Annotated in this window: 15 protein-coding genes; 10 read left to right on the top strand and 5 right to left on the bottom strand. The window is 41.5% G+C overall.

The genetic code is table 11. The features are described 5' to 3' along the window. Nucleotides 1-22: 22 nt before the first annotated feature. Both L4C38_RS10020 and fabA read left to right on the top strand, forming a co-directional pair. Nucleotides 23-838, top strand: a complete 816-nt coding sequence (locus L4C38_RS10020) for a helix-turn-helix domain-containing protein (protein ID WP_428797411.1) — start codon at nucleotides 23-25, stop codon at nucleotides 836-838. Nucleotides 839-879: 41 nt separating this feature from the next. Continuing rightward, a complete protein-coding gene (fabA, locus tag L4C38_RS10015) occupies nucleotides 880-1,371 on the top strand; it encodes a bifunctional 3-hydroxydecanoyl-ACP dehydratase/trans-2-decenoyl-ACP isomerase (protein WP_428797410.1) in 492 nt (163 codons plus the stop codon). 168 nt (nucleotides 1,372-1,539) lie between these two features. On the opposite strand, the gene L4C38_RS10010 is transcribed toward fabA, so the two are convergent. Continuing rightward, a complete protein-coding gene (locus tag L4C38_RS10010; protein ID WP_428797409.1) occupies nucleotides 1,540-2,445 on the bottom strand; it encodes a helix-turn-helix domain-containing protein in 906 nt (301 codons plus the stop codon). Between the two features lie 165 nt (nucleotides 2,446-2,610). Here L4C38_RS10010 and L4C38_RS10005 point away from each other — a divergent pair, with 165 nt between their 5' ends. Next, nucleotides 2,611-3,528: a DMT family transporter gene (locus L4C38_RS10005; protein WP_428797408.1), complete on the top strand. Its 918-nt coding sequence runs from the start codon at nucleotides 2,611-2,613 to the stop codon at nucleotides 3,526-3,528. Between the two features lie 206 nt (nucleotides 3,529-3,734). Here the strand turns inward: L4C38_RS10005 and L4C38_RS10000 are convergent, their stop codons facing one another. Continuing rightward, entirely contained in the window at nucleotides 3,735-4,730 is a 996-nt protein-coding gene (locus tag L4C38_RS10000; RefSeq protein ID WP_428797407.1) for a sugar-binding transcriptional regulator, read from the bottom strand. Between the two features lie 139 nt (nucleotides 4,731-4,869). Here L4C38_RS10000 and L4C38_RS09995 point away from each other — a divergent pair, with 139 nt between their 5' ends. The 7 genes from L4C38_RS09995 (at nucleotide 4,870) to L4C38_RS09965 (ending at nucleotide 12,170) form a co-directional block, all read left to right on the top strand. After that, nucleotides 4,870-5,301, top strand: coding sequence for an RbsD/FucU family protein (locus tag L4C38_RS09995; RefSeq protein WP_428797406.1), 432 nt, complete (start codon nucleotides 4,870-4,872; stop codon nucleotides 5,299-5,301). Nucleotides 5,302-5,434: 133 nt separating this feature from the next. Further along, a complete protein-coding gene (locus tag L4C38_RS09990; RefSeq protein WP_428797405.1) occupies nucleotides 5,435-6,988 on the top strand; it encodes a sugar ABC transporter ATP-binding protein in 1,554 nt (517 codons plus the stop codon). Next, the gene (locus L4C38_RS09985; RefSeq protein WP_428797404.1) at nucleotides 6,972-7,955 is read left to right on the top strand and encodes an ABC transporter permease; all 984 of its coding nucleotides are present in this window, start codon (nucleotides 6,972-6,974) and stop codon (nucleotides 7,953-7,955) included. The genes L4C38_RS09990 and L4C38_RS09985 overlap by 17 nt, the downstream gene beginning before the upstream one ends. A gap of 16 nt (nucleotides 7,956-7,971) precedes the next feature. Next, nucleotides 7,972-9,009: a substrate-binding domain-containing protein gene (locus L4C38_RS09980; protein ID WP_428797403.1), complete on the top strand. Its 1,038-nt coding sequence runs from the start codon at nucleotides 7,972-7,974 to the stop codon at nucleotides 9,007-9,009. A gap of 82 nt (nucleotides 9,010-9,091) precedes the next feature. After that, a complete protein-coding gene (gene mtnK / locus L4C38_RS09975) occupies nucleotides 9,092-10,357 on the top strand; it encodes an S-methyl-5-thioribose kinase (protein ID WP_428797402.1) in 1,266 nt (421 codons plus the stop codon). Nucleotides 10,358-10,366: 9 nt separating this feature from the next. After that, nucleotides 10,367-11,473 (top strand): S-methyl-5-thioribose-1-phosphate isomerase, encoded by a 1,107-nt coding sequence (gene mtnA, locus L4C38_RS09970; protein ID WP_428797401.1) that lies wholly within the window; start codon nucleotides 10,367-10,369, stop codon nucleotides 11,471-11,473. A 52-nt stretch (nucleotides 11,474-11,525) separates the two neighbouring features. Then, a complete protein-coding gene (locus L4C38_RS09965; RefSeq protein ID WP_428797400.1) occupies nucleotides 11,526-12,170 on the top strand; it encodes an L-fuculose-phosphate aldolase in 645 nt (214 codons plus the stop codon). Nucleotides 12,171-12,301: 131 nt separating this feature from the next. Here the strand turns inward: L4C38_RS09965 and L4C38_RS09960 are convergent, their stop codons facing one another. The 3 genes from L4C38_RS09960 to L4C38_RS09950 all read right to left on the bottom strand — a co-directional run bounded on the left by L4C38_RS09960 (nucleotide 12,302) and on the right by L4C38_RS09950 (nucleotide 16,151). After that, nucleotides 12,302-13,111 (bottom strand): helix-turn-helix domain-containing protein, encoded by an 810-nt coding sequence (locus L4C38_RS09960; protein ID WP_428797399.1) that lies wholly within the window; start codon nucleotides 13,109-13,111, stop codon nucleotides 12,302-12,304. Between the two features lie 76 nt (nucleotides 13,112-13,187). Beyond that, nucleotides 13,188-14,534 carry a sodium/glutamate symporter gene (locus L4C38_RS09955; RefSeq protein WP_428797398.1) on the bottom strand — a complete coding sequence of 449 codons (1,347 nt, stop codon included), beginning with the start codon at nucleotides 14,532-14,534 and terminating at the stop codon, nucleotides 13,188-13,190. Between the two features lie 978 nt (nucleotides 14,535-15,512). Beyond that, nucleotides 15,513-16,151: a sugar transferase gene (locus L4C38_RS09950; RefSeq protein WP_428797397.1), complete on the bottom strand. Its 639-nt coding sequence runs from the start codon at nucleotides 16,149-16,151 to the stop codon at nucleotides 15,513-15,515. Nucleotides 16,152-16,154 lie beyond the last annotated feature (3 nt).

The following is a 16,154-nucleotide window of genomic DNA, read 5'->3' as shown; positions in this document are numbered from 1 at the left end:
TAACATTTGGTGAAGGGAGAAAATGTTGCGATTTGTAAATGAGAAGTATGATCCGTTTCAACCTTTTCTCGCTGATCGAGTTCTTGAGAGTTGTGGTGTGATTTTGGAACAGCACCAACCACCAGAATTATTAAGAGGTATTGTTCATTCATACTTGCAAGTCACAACAACTAAACCAACTAGATATTCGGTCGTACCAGATGGTATGGAAGCATTTTTCATTTCTTCTTGTGGTGTGAAAATCAGTGGTTTTCAAGAAAAAGCATTTGATATCAATTTAAATAAATCAGGTCAATTTTTTGGTATTCGTTTTCATCCAGGTGGGTTGCAGTGCTTTTTAGATATAAAGCCGAGTTTAATCTCTTCACAAATTGTTGATGCTGATCTGGTATACAATGAAAAATTAGATCTGCACAATCAGATCTATCAGTATTCTGATTTTACTACTCGTGTGAAAGTTTGTGATAAATGGTTGCTTCAAAAGTTTAAGCCGTATCAGCCATCTAAGTTTGATTCAGCATTATTAGAGATTTACAAGGTGCATGGTAACATCCCTGTTGGCGAACTGGCTGATAAAGTTAGTTTAAGTAGCAGACATCTCAATCGTATTTTCCAGTCATATACCGGATTGAGCACAAAAGATTTCATTCAAATTATTCGAATTCAGAGCGCGTGTAAAATGGCATGGAAATCAGATTTTTGTCCTTCAGAGTTAGCATTTTACCTTGGCTACTATGACCAATCTCACTTATTGAATGACTATAAGAAACGTATTAGAACGAAGCCTAGCGGTCTATTATCTCGTTTGATGTCCGATTTTTACAATAATTCAAATTGATAAATTGCAAAACTGCATCTTCTATTAATATGGAGGTGTGAATGCAGTTTTCAAATGAACAAGTTCTGGCAATGTCTAATGGTTTTTTCTTCGGTGCAGGTAATGCTCAGTTACCTAACTCGTTGATGCTCATGATTGATAAAATTAACTATATCTCGAGTTCTGGAGGGGAGTTTAATAAGGGTATGCTCGACGCTGAATTGGCTATTAAGCCTGATCATTGGTTCTTCAAGTGTCATTTCAAAGGGGATCCCGTTATGCCGGGCTGTTTAGGAATTGATGCACTTTGGCAATTGCTAGGAGTCTATTTGGGTTGGTCTGGCTTGCAAGGGAAAGGGCGTGCATTAGGTGTTGGTAGAGTGAAATTTTCAGGACAAATTTACCCAGATGCAGGCAGTATCCAGTATAAATTGAACATAAAACGTGTATTTACAAAACCAATGCCGCTAGGAATCGCTGACGGTATGGTAATACACAATGGTAAGGTCATTTATGAAGCTAGAGATCTGAAAGTCGGATTAATTTCTAGTTAGATGTCAACTAACGAGCCTAACACAGATGAGCCTTACTCCTCTCAATAGGCAATAGTATATCCTTTGGCTGCGTGTGCAGCCAATTAGCTCGAACAACAAAGTTGTCTACCTTTTTTTGTCAGAACCGCCATCATAATTGGAGGTGCTTATTCCAGCTTATTATTGATATTACCTAGACGTTCTAAAATGCTCTTTACGAAACACGGCGAGCGTGACCCCGACTCGTTTTTTGAATTGCAGCGAAAGGTGCTGTTGCGAGGAAAAACCGCATGAGATCGCAATGTCCGCTAACGTCATGCTATGACAAGAAAGCAACTGCTTCGCCATCTCTATACGTTTAGAGAGAACATATTGGTGGGGTGTACAGCCAAAGCTGACTTTAAACATTCTTGCAAAATGAAAGTCACTTAGATGTGTAAGTGTTGCCAAATCATTTAACGTAAAAGAGTCAGATAGGTTTGCTTGGATATAATCTACGACTCGGCGCTGATTGACGGTCGATAAACCACCTGAACTTATTATACTTTTAGGTGTGTTATGGCAGTATTGCCGAATTAAGTGAAGTAATAGTAATTGCTGGGAATGAGACATCATGAGTTTGTCTGTCGGGCTATCCCAATTGAGCTTTAATACCGTTTCACGAATCAACTGATTTACGAATGCGTCTTCAACGTATGTTTTTTCGGATAGCTCTATATGGCGACCTTCTTTGTCAAACACTTGCTCTGCAAAATTCTGAAGATGGGCCTGCTCAAAATAGAAGTGGAAGAAGCGAAATGGTACTGAAAATGTCCACTCTGAACGGTGGTCTTGTGGCATCAGGCAAAGCTTACTTGTTCCGCCACATAAATTTCCGGAACCTATCACTCGCTGCGTATTTTGCCCCCCTTCTAAATATAAGCTTAGAGTGTGATGGCTGGGTTTATCATAACTTGCACTTCCGTGACTGTTACTCCATACAGCCGAGCCCATGCCGTTGCTCAGCCATAGCTCTTTGTGTAGCTGTGCAGTATTGTCAGTCAACACATTGAATACGCGTTGGTTTTTAGTCCCTGACAGAGTTCTTTTACTCATCAACGCTCCTTAACTTGTGCCCAATAAATATACTGGCATTTCGTTATACGTAAACACCTTCCGCGATAAAAGCGCAAGAATCGATAAAAAAAGCAGGATTATGAACGCCTGTCGCTAACAAAAACGATATCGTTGAGGTTATCAAACTAAACAAAGAACAGCATAATGAACACTATTTTATATGCAACAACCGTATTTATATGGGGATCTACATGGCTTGCGATTGCCTATCAAATAGGGGATACCCCTGTAATCGTATCTGTTGCATGGCGGTTTGCTTTAGCCTCCATAGCTCTGTTTGCGATATTACTCTTTAGAAACGGATTACCGAAACTGACCGCAAAGAATCACAAGGTAGCAGTGTTATTAGCTTTATGTCTCTTCTCCAACAATTTTCTTTGTTTCTATTACGCAACACAGTATCTTCCTAGTGGTTTGAATGCGGTGGTGTTCTCGCTTGCACCAATACTAAATGCGCTTAACCTCTGGATTTTGGAAAAACGTCGACCATCACGTGTGTTTCTACAAGGATCGCTATTGGGATTTTCTGGTGTGGTCCTGCTGTTTGCGTCACAAGTTATGAAAACAGAAATGGATTGGAATATTTTGCATGGGCTAATGCTCAGCTTGTTAGGAACTTATCTGTTTTCTATGGGAAACATGGTCTCTGTAAGAGCGCAAAGTGAGGAAATGCCATTATTACCGACTACTGCATGGGCTATGGGGTATGGATCAATTTATCTGGTTGTAATCGCATTGGTATCAGGTATATCACTTTCTGTGACCGCGTCACCAATGTACCTGTCAGCTTTGATTTATCTTGCCGTTATCGGCTCGGTTGTCGGGTTCAATACTTACCTTGCACTTGTTGGAAGGATCGGTGCTTCAAAGGCAGCTTACTGCACGGTTCTTTTTCCTCTGATCGCTTTAACGCTATCGACTATGTTTGAAGGGTATGAGTGGACATGGTTATCAGTTCTGGGGGTTATTTTTGTAATTACAGGCAATGTGCGGGTATTTGGAGTACCAGAGCGTGTAAGATTTTGGTATCACGCGTTTAGAACTAAACTAGAATTCAACTAAAAATGACATTTTAAGCATGTCTATTAATCGGCAGGAATGAATTACCTGCCGAGCCCAATGGATAAGTTAAAGATCCTCAATAACTCATCATGCTGTCTACATTAACAATCAAGTTAATTCCTTTATCTCTATACGCTCTACCTACGCTGAGGGGTGTGCCTAACGTGCTGGTTAGAGCAAACCTCAGTGTGGCTATTTCCTCGCTGCTATTGCTTATCGTTCAGATCGACGGTAGCTAGAAAATCAGCCGTACCTTCATCGATAATCAGATCCGAAACATAGCCACCCAAAATAGCACCAAGTGTCGCTTCATAGTTACGTTTACCACCGGCGAGGAAAATACGACTCTCAACTTGGCGCAGTTGCGCAAGGCTGATCCCCAAGATGCGCAGATCTATTTCAGCCACAACAGGTTGACCAAACTTATCGTAAAAACGACCACAAATGACGCCAACTGCTCCTAAGTCTCGGTAATTCTGCATTTCTTTTTTAGAAAGCACACCGACACGAATCAGGGGGTTTTCTTCTAGTGCGTTACCGACAACAAACAGCGCTTTGTTGCACCTAGTGAGAGCATCAAAATTCGCACGAATGATAGGCTCTGCTTGTAATTCCATCGCAAGGCGTGAGCTTGAGACCACGGCAGGAACATGCAATGAAACAACGCGACCTGATAGACGGTGAGCAAGCTGAGAAGATGATTCAATCGTAGTAAAATCGGGTTGTGCAGGCATAGAGCCGAGCATTTGCATCACGGTGACGTCTTTACAACTCTTAGGAGTCATTAGGTGGCTCATTTGATGGATAGTTCGTCCCCACGCAACTCCGAGTACATCACTATCTTCTATAACCTGATTGAGATACATGCCGCCTGCACGGGCGAGCCGTTCGCGCATTAATTTCGAATCTTCGCGTTGTGCCGCGTGTTCACCATTTGGAACAATAATGACTCTTTCAAGGGCGAATTTGTCTTTTATCAGTAACGAGGTTTCAATTGAAGAAAAGGTATTCAAATCGAGACTAATCTGAACTAATCCTTTTTCTCGAGCGGTTTGCAAGTATTTTACTACCGTTACCCGCGATATCCCCATCAACTTAGCTACTTCGGTTTGACTCAACCCTTCTTGATAATAGAGCCAAGTCGCATGGAGTATTGGATCATTGTTAAAAGCGCTGACGTTTTTTAGCACAGCATCGGTCATCGATTGCCATCCTTATGATGATTATTTGAATTCTGTAAGTGTTCTCATGTTTTGACAATTATAAGAGTTTTGTTGTCTACCTAACATAAAAAAATGTAATAGACTTTTGTATTAATGTAAATACAAAGGTAAATTAATAATGTTGAAACATATTGATAAATTGCTAAATGCTGAGTTGTTATTTGCGTTACAAAATATGGGGCATGGTGACCGATTAGCGATCGTTGATGCGAACTTTCCGGCGCGTTCTCATGCTAAGTATTGTCATATCTCACTTTCGGGAGTGGATGCATCACAAGTGCTTTCTAGTATTTTGAAACATTTTCCTCTAGACGCTTTTACCGAGACTCCCATGTGGATAATGGCAGAAGATGGAAGTGACCAACCTACTGAAGCTGCAAGGGATTTCTTGAGCGTTAAACAACAATCTGAAGAGTGGCAATACTCAACTGAGTTAATAGATAGACAAGAGTTCTATGTGATGGCTCGCGGTTGTCAGTTGGTCATCAGCACTAGCGATGTGCGCCCATATGCATGCATGGTCTTACAGAAGGGCGTGATATTTGACTGATGTCATAATTTGGAACAAATCGAGAGGGGAAAAGTTGTTCATTTTTTAAACTGGTATCTTAATCACAGAATGCTTAACAATTGATCATCTAGTATTACTTTTGTAAATTCCTTGGATGGTAAATGGAGTGTTCATGTCTGAAGTAGCAAATACTATTGAGATACGATCCATCAAAAAGGCCTTCGGAAGCAACACAGTCTTACATGATGTAAGTCTGAATATCGAAGGAGGGAGTGTTCTGGCGTTGTTAGGCGCTAATGGTGCTGGTAAGTCGACATTAGTGAAGATATTAAGTGGCGTTTATTCTGCAAATGAAGGCGCCATTTTTATCAATGGAAAGGCAGTCGATGTTTCTACTCCTCAATCTGCGCGTGATGCCGGTATTATCACAGTGCATCAAATCATTAATGATGGCGTGGTTCAAGACCTGAACATTGCTGAAAATCTATTGTTAGATAAGCTGTGTGATGGACGTTTTGGTACTTTCATTTCGAAAAAAGAGTTAGAAAAGCAAGCACGACCAATAGCCGATAAAATTGGCTTAACTTTGCCTTTAGATACTCAAGTCTCTGAGTTGTCGCAAGCAGACAAGCAACTTGTCGCCATTGCACGCGCCATCTCTGATAAACCTAAACTACTTATTCTTGATGAACCCACCTCATCACTTTCTGATACCGAATCGGTCAAGTTATTTGAAGCAGTGCAAACCATGCGCAGTGAAGGTGTGGCTGTGGTGTATATATCACACCGTATGTCTGACATTCGGACTCTTGCCGATAAAATTGCTGCTTTGCGTGAAGGTCGAATTGTCGGTTTGTTTGAACCCCCTTTAGATTACGATGCCGCTGTTGATTCAATGCTTGGTCATGCCGTTGGCGCTGTGAGCCACCAATATCGTGAGGGCGAGCAAACTATTCTAGAGATCTTAAATATTCGTCTGAAAGCTCATTCAAAACCATTTGACCTGACCTTTAGAGCAGGGGAGATCGTTGTGCTTACCGGACTTCTATCATCGGGATGTACTTCGGTGGTTGAAGGCATTTTTGGCATGGCTAAGTTTGCATCTGGTCATATCACGCTAGAGGGGCATGATTGGACACCTAGTACGCCAACTCATGCGATTGATAGCGGTATCTTTATGGTGCAAGAAGACCGTGGCAACAATGCGCTCATTCCTGATTTTTCGATTGAACAAAACGTAAGTTTACCTTTTTTAAAACAATTTTCATCGTTTGGTTTTATCAATACAAAGCGTGAGAAAGAGCGGGTTACCGCTGCAATTCAAACCACTAAGGTGAAATATACCGATCAAGAAGATTTGATGTCGACCTTATCGGGAGGCAATCAGCAAAAAGCCATGGTGGCGCGATGGATGATGGAATCATGCCACGTGTTATTGCTCAACGAGCCATTTCAAGGTGTTGATATTTCATCTCGGCGCCAAATTGGTGAGCTTCTACGTAAAACGGCAAGTGACCGTGTCACAATTGCCATCTGTACTGATGTGGAAGAAGCACTAGAGATTGCAGATCGAATCATAGTGTTTAATCACAATAATCTGGTTGGAATACATCGGATCGATCAAATCCACATGCCAACGCTGATAAACCAAATTGCTGCCGCGCCAGACCAATCAAACGACAACAAAACTACAACAGAGGATGTCACTGATGAAAGATATGCGTGAATTCGCCATTAAGTATGGTTTGCTCATTTTACTCGCTTTAATGCTGATCCTGTTTTCAGCCGCTGAACCCGCGTTCTTAAGCACCATTAATATGATGATCATACTTCAGTCGGTATCGATTGTTGCCATTCTGGCGCTTGGTGTAACGGCAACGTTAGCGGTTGACGGTTTTGATTTGTCGATTGGTTCTACCGCTGCGTTTTCGATGATGACAGCCAGTTATGTGATGGTGGTGTTTGATGGCGGCACAGGTATGGCTATCTTCGCGGCGATTACTGTAGGGGTATTAGTCGGCTTGGTGAATGGCTTTATGACGGTACAAATGAAAGTGCCGGATTTGTTAACCACATTAGGGATGATGTTCCTGTTGTTAGGTTTGCAGCTTATCCCAACTCAAGGGCGTTCTATTTCTACTGGTATGAGTTTAGCTGATGGTGAAACAGCAACGGGTACGTTCTCTGAAAGCTTCTTGTTCCTAGGACGTGCGCGTATTTTCGATATCATTCCTGTACCTGTTGTCATCATGCTGATCCTTGCGGTGATCACCTATATCTTCCTTGAACGAACTCGCCATGGTCGCGTTATGTATGCGATTGGTTCAAATGAACAAGCAGCCAAACTGGCTGGTGCTCGCATTAAATTTTATCGCTATGTCGCCTATGTCATGTCTGGTGTCTACGCATCAATTGGCGGCATCTTACTCGCAGCGCGCATCGGTCGTGGAGATGTTAGCTCGGGCAACTCATTATTGATGGATGGTGTCGCCGGTGCATTGATTGGTTTCGCGGTGCTTGGCGCAGCAAGACCAAATGCTCAAGGTTCAGCAATTGGTGCGCTGTTTGTTGGCGTGCTGCTAAACGGGCTCACCATGATGAATACTCCCTATTACACACAAGACTTTATTAAAGGTTTAGTTCTGGTAGCAGCGCTAATGTTTACCTTTGGCTTATCCAATAAACGTGCATAAATATAAGGAAATAATAATGAAGACCTTAAAAAAACTCACTCTTTGCGCTTCCATTGCTGGTGTAATGGTGACAGGTAGTGCGATAGCGGAAACTCAATCTCCTTTTGAAGGAAAAGAGTTAAGAATTGCACACGTCCGCTATTTGTCGCAGGGTGATTTCCCAGAATTGTACCTTAAAGGTGTTAAACGCCAAGCAGAAGCGCTTGGGTTTAAATTAGATGTTTATGATGCAAGGCAAGATGCGTCATTGCAACGTAACCAGCTAGAACAAGCAATAATGAAAGGTTATGACGGTATTGTGTTGCAACATGGCTTCACCGATTCAATCAAAGATTTAGCTGATTTAGCCGTGGAGAACGGCATCAAAATGGTCGCTTTTGATGTAAACGCTGATAACCCAGCAATTCCACAAATCAACCAAGATGATCACTTGATTGCGCGCATGTCGTTAGAACAAGCAGTGAAAGACAATGGCGAAGCATGGAAAGCGGCTTATGTCTATGTGCCGGGCATTCCACCGTTGGATCGTCGTGATGAAGTGTTTGCCGAGTTCAAAGCTACCTATCCAAATATTGAAGAAATCGCGCGTTTTGGCACCATGAATAACCCGATTCCTAACCAAGTAGCGGACCAAGCTGCAGCGGTATTCCGCGCAAACCCAGATATTTCTGTTGCGTTCTCACCTTATGATGAGTTTGCCAAAGGGATCAAAATCGCAGTGGATGAAGCGGGTTTAGCTAGCAAAGTTAAAATCTACAGTGCGGATATTTCAAACTCCGACATTCAAGCTATGCGTGAGCCTAATAGCGCATGGGTGGCAACAGTGGCAACGAACCCATCAATTATGGGCGAGGTGAGTGTGAGAGCACTTGCGATGCTAATGAATGGTGACCAAGTTGAAAAGCAAGTGACAGTACCGCCAGTGCTGATCACTCAAGAGATGCTCAATCAACAAGACATCAAAAATATGGATGATTTGGTGAGTAAGATCCCTTCATTCTCATCTTCAACCGTATTGGTGACTGATTGGATGCCAATGCCAACAGTTAACTAGTCTTCGTCTAAAAACGAGTCACGTATATAAGGGCGAGAAAGCTCGCCCTTAGTTTCGTATTACAATATTAAGGATGGTCGTTATGTCGAATACCGTTCCAGCTGGCTACGCGCCTCTAACCAGTGAATCTTTATCTTCATACCTTAGCAAAAAATTACCAAGTGATTTGGTCTTGGGTGGCGAGCCCAAAGAGTGGACAGTAAAAGAAGTCGGTGATGGCAACTTGAACTTAGTGTTTATCGTTGAAGGATTAGAGAAAACCATAGTCGTTAAACAAGCGTTACCGTATGTGCGAGCAGCTGGCGAGAGCTGGAAGCTTTCTTTAACGCGCGCCTACTTTGAATATAACGTACTCAATATCGAGGCTAGATTTGCCGGCCACCGTTTGGTACCACAAGTGTATTTTTATGATGGTGATATGGCGATCTTCGCGATGGAGTTTTTGTCTCCCCATATCATTTTACGTAAGGAACTTATTGAGGGGAAAACCTTTGCTAGTCTGGCTGAAGATGTCGGCATCTTCTTAGCGAAGACCCTGTTTCACACCTCTGATATTGGTATGAATGCCGAAGAGAAGAAGGCATTAGTGTCCAAATTTTCTGGTAACCATGAGCTTTGTAAGATCACTGAAGACTTGATTTTCTCTGAACCTTATTTTGCTGCAGAACGCAATAATTGGACGTCGCCTCAGTTAGACGAGGATGTACATAAAGTATGGCAAGACGAAGAAATGATCCAAGTTGCGATGCGATATAAGTACAAGTTTATGACCGAGAGTCAGGCATTGCTGCACGGTGATTTGCATTCAGGTTCGATCATGGTGACAGAATCTGAGACTAAAGTGATTGACCCTGAGTTTGGTTTTATGGGACCGATGGCGTTCGATATTGGTAACTATATTGGCAATTTACTCATGGCATATTTTTCACGTCCTGGCTGGGAAGAAGATCAGACATCATGTGCCGACTATCAAAACTATTTGCTCAATCAAATTACCTCAACTTGGCAAGTGTTTGTCACTCACTTTACCCAGCTTTGGAATGACAAGCAGCAAGGTGACGCTTATCCCGTTGAGATTTATCAGCAAGGTTTAGGCGAGAAGGTACTGCAACAAGCTCAAAGTGAATTCTTTGAAACCTTGTTAGAGGAAACCCTAGTCAACGCTGGCTTGGAAATGAACCGCCGCATTATAGGCTTTGCCGGTGTGGCTGATTTTAAACAAATTGAAAATGTTGAGCTCAGAGCAAGTTGCGAGCGACGAGCACTGAAACTAGCTCGTGAGCTCATCGTTAATGCGAAAAAATATAAAGATATCGCCACTATTGGTCAGTTTGCGCAGAGTTGCTAAGAGGTCGCTATGAAAATTAATGGAAAACACCAACGCACAGTATGGGTGGCAAAAGATGGTTGGACGGTAGAGATCTTAGATCAGACTCGATTACCGTTTGAGATTGAAGTGATACAACTTAACTCAATGAAGTTAGCGGCCACCGCGATACGTGAAATGTGGGTAAGGGGAGCGCCTTTGATTGGTGCTGTTGCTGCCTATGGCATGGCGCTAGGCATGACGGAAGATACCAGTGATGAGCACCTGCAAACCTGCTATGACGTATTAATAGAAACTCGCCCTACGGCGATTAATTTGAAATGGGCACTGGATCGTACCTTCGCTCAACTCAAAAAAGTGCCAAATGATCAGCGCAAAGTAGCAGCGTACAAACTCGCGGCGGAAATTGCCGATGAAGACGTGCAATTATGCGAAAGTATCGGTGAACATGGGCTTGAGATTATCAAGAAAATCGCGGAGCAGAAACCAGCAGGTAGTGTGGTAAATGTATTAACTCACTGTAACGCAGGTTGGCTCGCGACTGTGGATTGGGGCACCGCTATTTCTCCTATCTATAAAGCGCATGAAGCAGGAATTAAAGTTCATGTTTGGGTGGATGAAACACGCCCACGCAACCAAGGCTTATTGACCGCTTTTGAATTGGGTTCTCATGGTGTTCCCCATACCTTAATTGCTGATAATGCTGGTGGTCACTTAATGCAGCATGGCGAAGTTGATCTGTGCATTGTCGGTACAGACAGAACCACGGCTAAAGGCGATGTATGCAATAAGATTGGTACCTACTTGAAAGCACTTGCTGCCTATGACAATAAAGTACCTTTCTACGTCGCATTGCCGTCACCAACGATTGATTGGACTGTTTATGATGGCGTTAAAGAGATCCCAATTGAGCAGCGTTCAGGTGATGAGCAATCCCATGTGTACGGTATTGACCCAACTGGGAAACTTAGTTGGGTGAACACAGCACCAGCAGGAACAGAGTGCGGCAATTATGCCTTTGACGTGACACCCGCTAAGTATGTTACTGGCTTGATTACTGAGCGCGGAGTTTGTGCTGCCACAGAACAAGCGCTTGAAAAGATGTTTGCCGATCTGAAGCGACCTGAATTGGTTTAGTGTTTTAAGAATAAAGGTGGAGCCATTTGGCTCCACTAAATAGGATTAAATTATGAATCGAGAACAACTTGCCCAAGAGATCATCGATACTTGTCTAGAAATGAACGCGTTGGGACTTAATCAAGGTACATCAGGAAACGTTAGCGCCCGTTATAAAGAGGGTATGCTGATAACGCCTAGTGGTATTCCCTACAAAAAGCTGACACCCGAAATGATAGTTTACGTTGATAGAGAGGGTAATTACGAAACGGATAAAGTCCCTTCAAGCGAGTGGCACTTTCACCTGTCTTGCTTTGAAGCCAGACCTGAATTAAACGCTGTGGTTCATAATCATGCGGTGCATTCTACTGCGGTTTCTATCTTGAACCGTAATATTCCAGCATTGCACTATATGGTGGCGGTGACAGGAACAGACCACGTACCGTGCATTCCATATGCGACATTTGGTAGCCAAGCATTGGCTGATAGTGTGATAAACGGTATTCGGGAGAGTAAAGCAATTTTGATGCAACACCATGGCATGATTGCCATGGAAGTTAGTTTAGAAAAAGCATTATGGTTGGCAAACGAAGTCGAAGTGTTGGCAAATCTCTATTTGAAGATTGCCGCAGTGCAAAATGAAATACCAACATTGTCAGCGCCAGAGATGGCTGTTGTGCTTGAAAAGTTTAAAACCTATGGTTTGAAATCGGAGTAACTTATACCCAAGTAGCTCGCCCTTCGGTAGCCTGTATCTTGAAGTCTCTTGGGTATAATGACAAAAACCACAAAGTTCTTCTTATGAAGGCTTTGTGGTTTATTCCAAAAATACGTTAGCTTCTTATTGTATTAGAGGTTGGATTTTTTGGAGCTTAATCTGAATTGTTGTGGTGTTATACCGTGTTTCTTTTTAAAAATAGTGCAAAAATAAGCGGAGCTATTAAATCCACTTAATTCTGCTACCTTTTGGATGCCAAAATTTGTAAATGTCAAATAGTTTATCGCGATACCAAGTCTGACGTCATTAAGTATATTGGAAAAAGACGTATTTTCTCTAGCTAAATTACGTCTTAATGTAGAATTACTGGTGAAAATACGCTGAGCTGTGTTTTCCAATGTCCACTTTAATTTTGGTTCTGCCATGAATAGCTTAGTTAGTCTATCTGATAGAGAAAGATGGAAATCTTGTTGGAATAATATTCCAATATCTTGACCTTGCATATATAACGTTAATAGTAAGTGGAAGATACTTTGTTTGATAGCAATATTTCTTACTAATCCTCTTGTATCGGACTGAGCAAAAGAGTTGTATAGTTCAAATATATCACAAAGATCATTGTTTTTAGTTACTATGTAACTGTTACTGTTTTTTCTGTCTAATATAAAGCTATTAACAGAAATAAGTTGAGCCTTAATATTGATGATATCTCTTTTATTTATGGTGAAAAGTTCGAGTTTTCCATCAGAGTTATCTTTTTTTATATTACACTGAACGAGCGAACCCTCAGGTATTACTAGTAAGTGCTGATCGTAATCAGTCACATTTGTTCCATTAATGATGACTTCACCGCTGTACCCATCTGCTCGTATCAAAAGACTTTGTTTGGTTCTAAATGGTTGAAGGCTAACGCTGCTTGTGACTATTTGATGAAAAAACATGTTTTTGTCCATTAGCTATCTAGTAGGTCGTTAAACACAAAGCAATATTGAATACTGCGAAAATCACTAATCGTTGTTATGTGTCTCTCTTTGGGCTACTCCACGTCTTACCAACGAGAGCAAAACGCCAAATAATGAGTACTAAAGCAATATAGCTCAAACCAATTCCAACTGCTTGCCAGTGCATGCCATTATACATGGCAATCGGCATTAGCGAGATGATGAAAATATCAGTAATTGAACCAGGTACATAAGCAATAGCGTAGTCATCTAAAACTTTGCTACGCATATTAGGATCTACGATACGTAACAATGCAATACCCATTGCTACTGTTCCTGTTAGCCAGCCCCAAGAGAATAATCCTTTTTCAAACCAATCTTCACCAAGTAGGCGTGGTGCAACCCAAAGAACTAACCACAAAGTAAAGGTGATGCCTCCAGTGGCTAAAACAACCATCGGGAGTAAATATTGAGCGAGTACAGTAATTTTTATCGCTGAAATACCAAAAATGATCAGATAGTCTGTACTAATGCCTGCGGCATGATTGAATGCTCCATCGCATAAGTATTGGTTTGCGCGCGTCCGCTTGGCAATGATGCGTACAAACATACCGCCGAGAAACCCTGTAACAAATGTAGGTATTTGTACTTTGTCGTAGAATGAAGATAAGTAATTAGCTGAAACGAATGAAAACGCCGTTACTAACACAACTAATGCCATATGGATTGCAAATGAATCCACAGAAAGAGACGACATCGTATCTTTCATTACTGATTGTTGTTCAGATGGTTTGATTAGTCCCTTGCGTTGGTATTTATCCATGCTAGAAAAGGTAGTAAATGAGCTAATCCAGCCCATCTTCAAAGCGAATTGCAGGATTAGCATCCCGATAGATATGGATAAAAATATCCCAACTGTGGCAAAGGTTAGCCCTAACGTGAAACCATCTTCCCATCCTAGGTTCGTGAGAATGTCACCCACTACCGTGGCAGAACCATGTCCACCCATAAAGCCAGCGGAAAGAGTAACACCAATTGCTGGGCTTAGATCTGGCCAGAACCACGTTGTTAAGAATAATCCAAACATAGCCGCAAATAGCCATTGTGATACGGAAGCAATTTGATTAAATGCCCATAGTGAGCCAGCACGTTGGGCAACTGTTTTTGGTGATGGTAATTCTGTAGCAAGCCCTAATGAGGAAAACAGAGCGGCAGTAAGGATGCCTGCATTTGCTGTAAACGTATCAGTCCATGGAAGAATGTTCGCTACCGCTGGGCCGAGTAAAAGACCGATTAAACCAGCCAAAACAGCTGAAGGGAGATACATACGTTGAAGCAGAGATAAGTGAACACGAAGAATTTTTGCAAGTAATAATAGACAGCCTGCAATAGCTAAGTCGGTAAGCATTAAACCTTGTGGCATTGATACTCCAATAAGACAATTAATATAGACGTAACTAGGTTACGAGTGATGGGTATAAATCAGTAATGTACCGAGCAATATGACTTGCTGGTTGATATATTGATATGCGGCAAACGCCGAATTGAGCGGATGATCTTTAGTGAGTGACCTTGCTCCAAAGCGAGGCTATGGTAGTTTATATTGGTTGGATTATGCAAATGCACCCATTGAACAATATGCTCACTTTCTATCATAATTAATCCAAATTGTAGATTGTTGTCATATATTTGTCTGTTTTGAGATTTTTAGTATTAATCGTTAAAAATGAAAATCACTAGCTGTTGTTCTATGGGACTGCATCAAAATGAACAAAAATTAAAACCAAATGAACATATAATAAGTGGTAATTATTGATGAGATTGCTTAGAATTGATTTGTAATTTAGAGTGGAAACCACTTGTCTGAATTACATTAGCTTTTCTACTAACAAAGCTTAGATGTCCTTTATTTTTGTTAATGTTTGTTATAAAGAATAAATTGTCTTTATAATATTTTGCCCACCTATATTATAGGTGGGCATTTTTTTATATATAGTTGGTCGATTTCATAACGACATTTACTCAGATTTGGATTGTTAGTTGTAGGCTTGATTTCGTAAATAGCAGAAAATAGAATTTATTGGGCGCATAGTAGATTGATGTTAATTGGAGGTGAGGTTAAGCTGTTTATATAGTTTGGCTACGGTGACATAAAGCTCTGTTCTAAATTATTCAGTCATAATCGTCTTCCTCCTAGTATAAAGGTGATATTTGCCTCTATATTTATAATAATAAAGCTATTGGGTGATTTTTGCCCTATAATCCTTGCCCACTTTTTCGGAAGTGGGCTTTTTTTCTTCTCTACGGATCTAGGCCATTTGACCTTCAAATCGATGCCTTGCTTGCATACCTAACAACTCTCGCTCAACTAAGCATTTTGAAGTCACTTGGGTATAATAGTTCATTGACCTCTGCCGTTAAACATCACCAACACCGTCATTAAAATGATGTTTGTATCCATCATTAACCAAGATTTGGTAGATCGTAGCGAAAGGGCATAACTATGATCAAATCCTACCTTGCTGCGTACATCATCTATACAGGTATCATAGCCTTGGTTGATCTGTGCTAGACCGGTTATACCTGGCATTACACCATAAGTTCGGTCGGCAAAATACGGTATTTCCGCTTCCAATTTATGGTAGAAAGTTGGTCGCTCTGGACGCGGACCAATTAGCGACATTTCACCTTTTAGAACATTAATCAGTTGAGGAAGTTCATCAAGGCGTGTTTTCCTTAGGAATAAACCTACGGGAGTGATTCGTGGGTCATTTTTTGTTGCCCAAATGGCTCCTGAGCGATATTCGGCGTCTTGGTACATAGTACGGAACTTGATGATGTCAAAAAACTCCATCTGACGCGGGGTCGATTTACCGACGCGTTGTTGTTTGTAAAATATAGGACCTTTTGAGCTTATCTTTATTGCAACGGCGATCAATGGAAGCGCGGGTAGAAATATCAATAGCGCAAAACATGCCCCCAATAGATCAAAAACACGTTTAGCGAGCCAGATCGGATAGTTAGCGATGACGTGTGGCATAGT

Source organism: Vibrio kasasachensis (genome assembly GCF_050337565.1).
GTDB lineage: Bacteria > Pseudomonadota > Gammaproteobacteria > Enterobacterales > Vibrionaceae > Vibrio > Vibrio kasasachensis.
The sequence above is the reverse complement of the archived record's forward strand: the minus strand, read 5'-3'. Positions and strand labels throughout refer to the sequence as shown.

Coding starts and splice junctions, on each gene's coding strand:
- L4C38_RS09960 (WP_428797399.1), bottom strand. CDS start 13,111: ATGTTTTTTCATCAAATAGTCACAAGCAGCGTTAGCCTTCAACCATTT.
- L4C38_RS09995 (WP_428797406.1), top strand. CDS start 4,870: ATGTTGAAACATATTGATAAATTGCTAAATGCTGAGTTGTTATTTGCG.
- L4C38_RS10000 (WP_428797407.1), bottom strand. CDS start 4,730: ATGACCGATGCTGTGCTAAAAAACGTCAGCGCTTTTAACAATGATCCA.
- L4C38_RS10020 (WP_428797411.1), top strand. CDS start 23: ATGTTGCGATTTGTAAATGAGAAGTATGATCCGTTTCAACCTTTTCTC.
- L4C38_RS09990 (WP_428797405.1), top strand. CDS start 5,435: ATGTCTGAAGTAGCAAATACTATTGAGATACGATCCATCAAAAAGGCC.
- L4C38_RS10005 (WP_428797408.1), top strand. CDS start 2,611: ATGAACACTATTTTATATGCAACAACCGTATTTATATGGGGATCTACA.
- L4C38_RS09950 (WP_428797397.1), bottom strand. CDS start 16,151: ATGCCACACGTCATCGCTAACTATCCGATCTGGCTCGCTAAACGTGTT.
- L4C38_RS09985 (WP_428797404.1), top strand. CDS start 6,972: ATGAAAGATATGCGTGAATTCGCCATTAAGTATGGTTTGCTCATTTTA.
- L4C38_RS09980 (WP_428797403.1), top strand. CDS start 7,972: ATGAAGACCTTAAAAAAACTCACTCTTTGCGCTTCCATTGCTGGTGTA.
- L4C38_RS09955 (WP_428797398.1), bottom strand. CDS start 14,534: ATGCCACAAGGTTTAATGCTTACCGACTTAGCTATTGCAGGCTGTCTA.
- fabA (WP_428797410.1), top strand. CDS start 880: ATGCAGTTTTCAAATGAACAAGTTCTGGCAATGTCTAATGGTTTTTTC.
- L4C38_RS09965 (WP_428797400.1), top strand. CDS start 11,526: ATGAATCGAGAACAACTTGCCCAAGAGATCATCGATACTTGTCTAGAA.
- mtnA (WP_428797401.1), top strand. CDS start 10,367: ATGAAAATTAATGGAAAACACCAACGCACAGTATGGGTGGCAAAAGAT.
- mtnK (WP_428797402.1), top strand. CDS start 9,092: ATGTCGAATACCGTTCCAGCTGGCTACGCGCCTCTAACCAGTGAATCT.
- L4C38_RS10010 (WP_428797409.1), bottom strand. CDS start 2,445: ATGAGTAAAAGAACTCTGTCAGGGACTAAAAACCAACGCGTATTCAAT.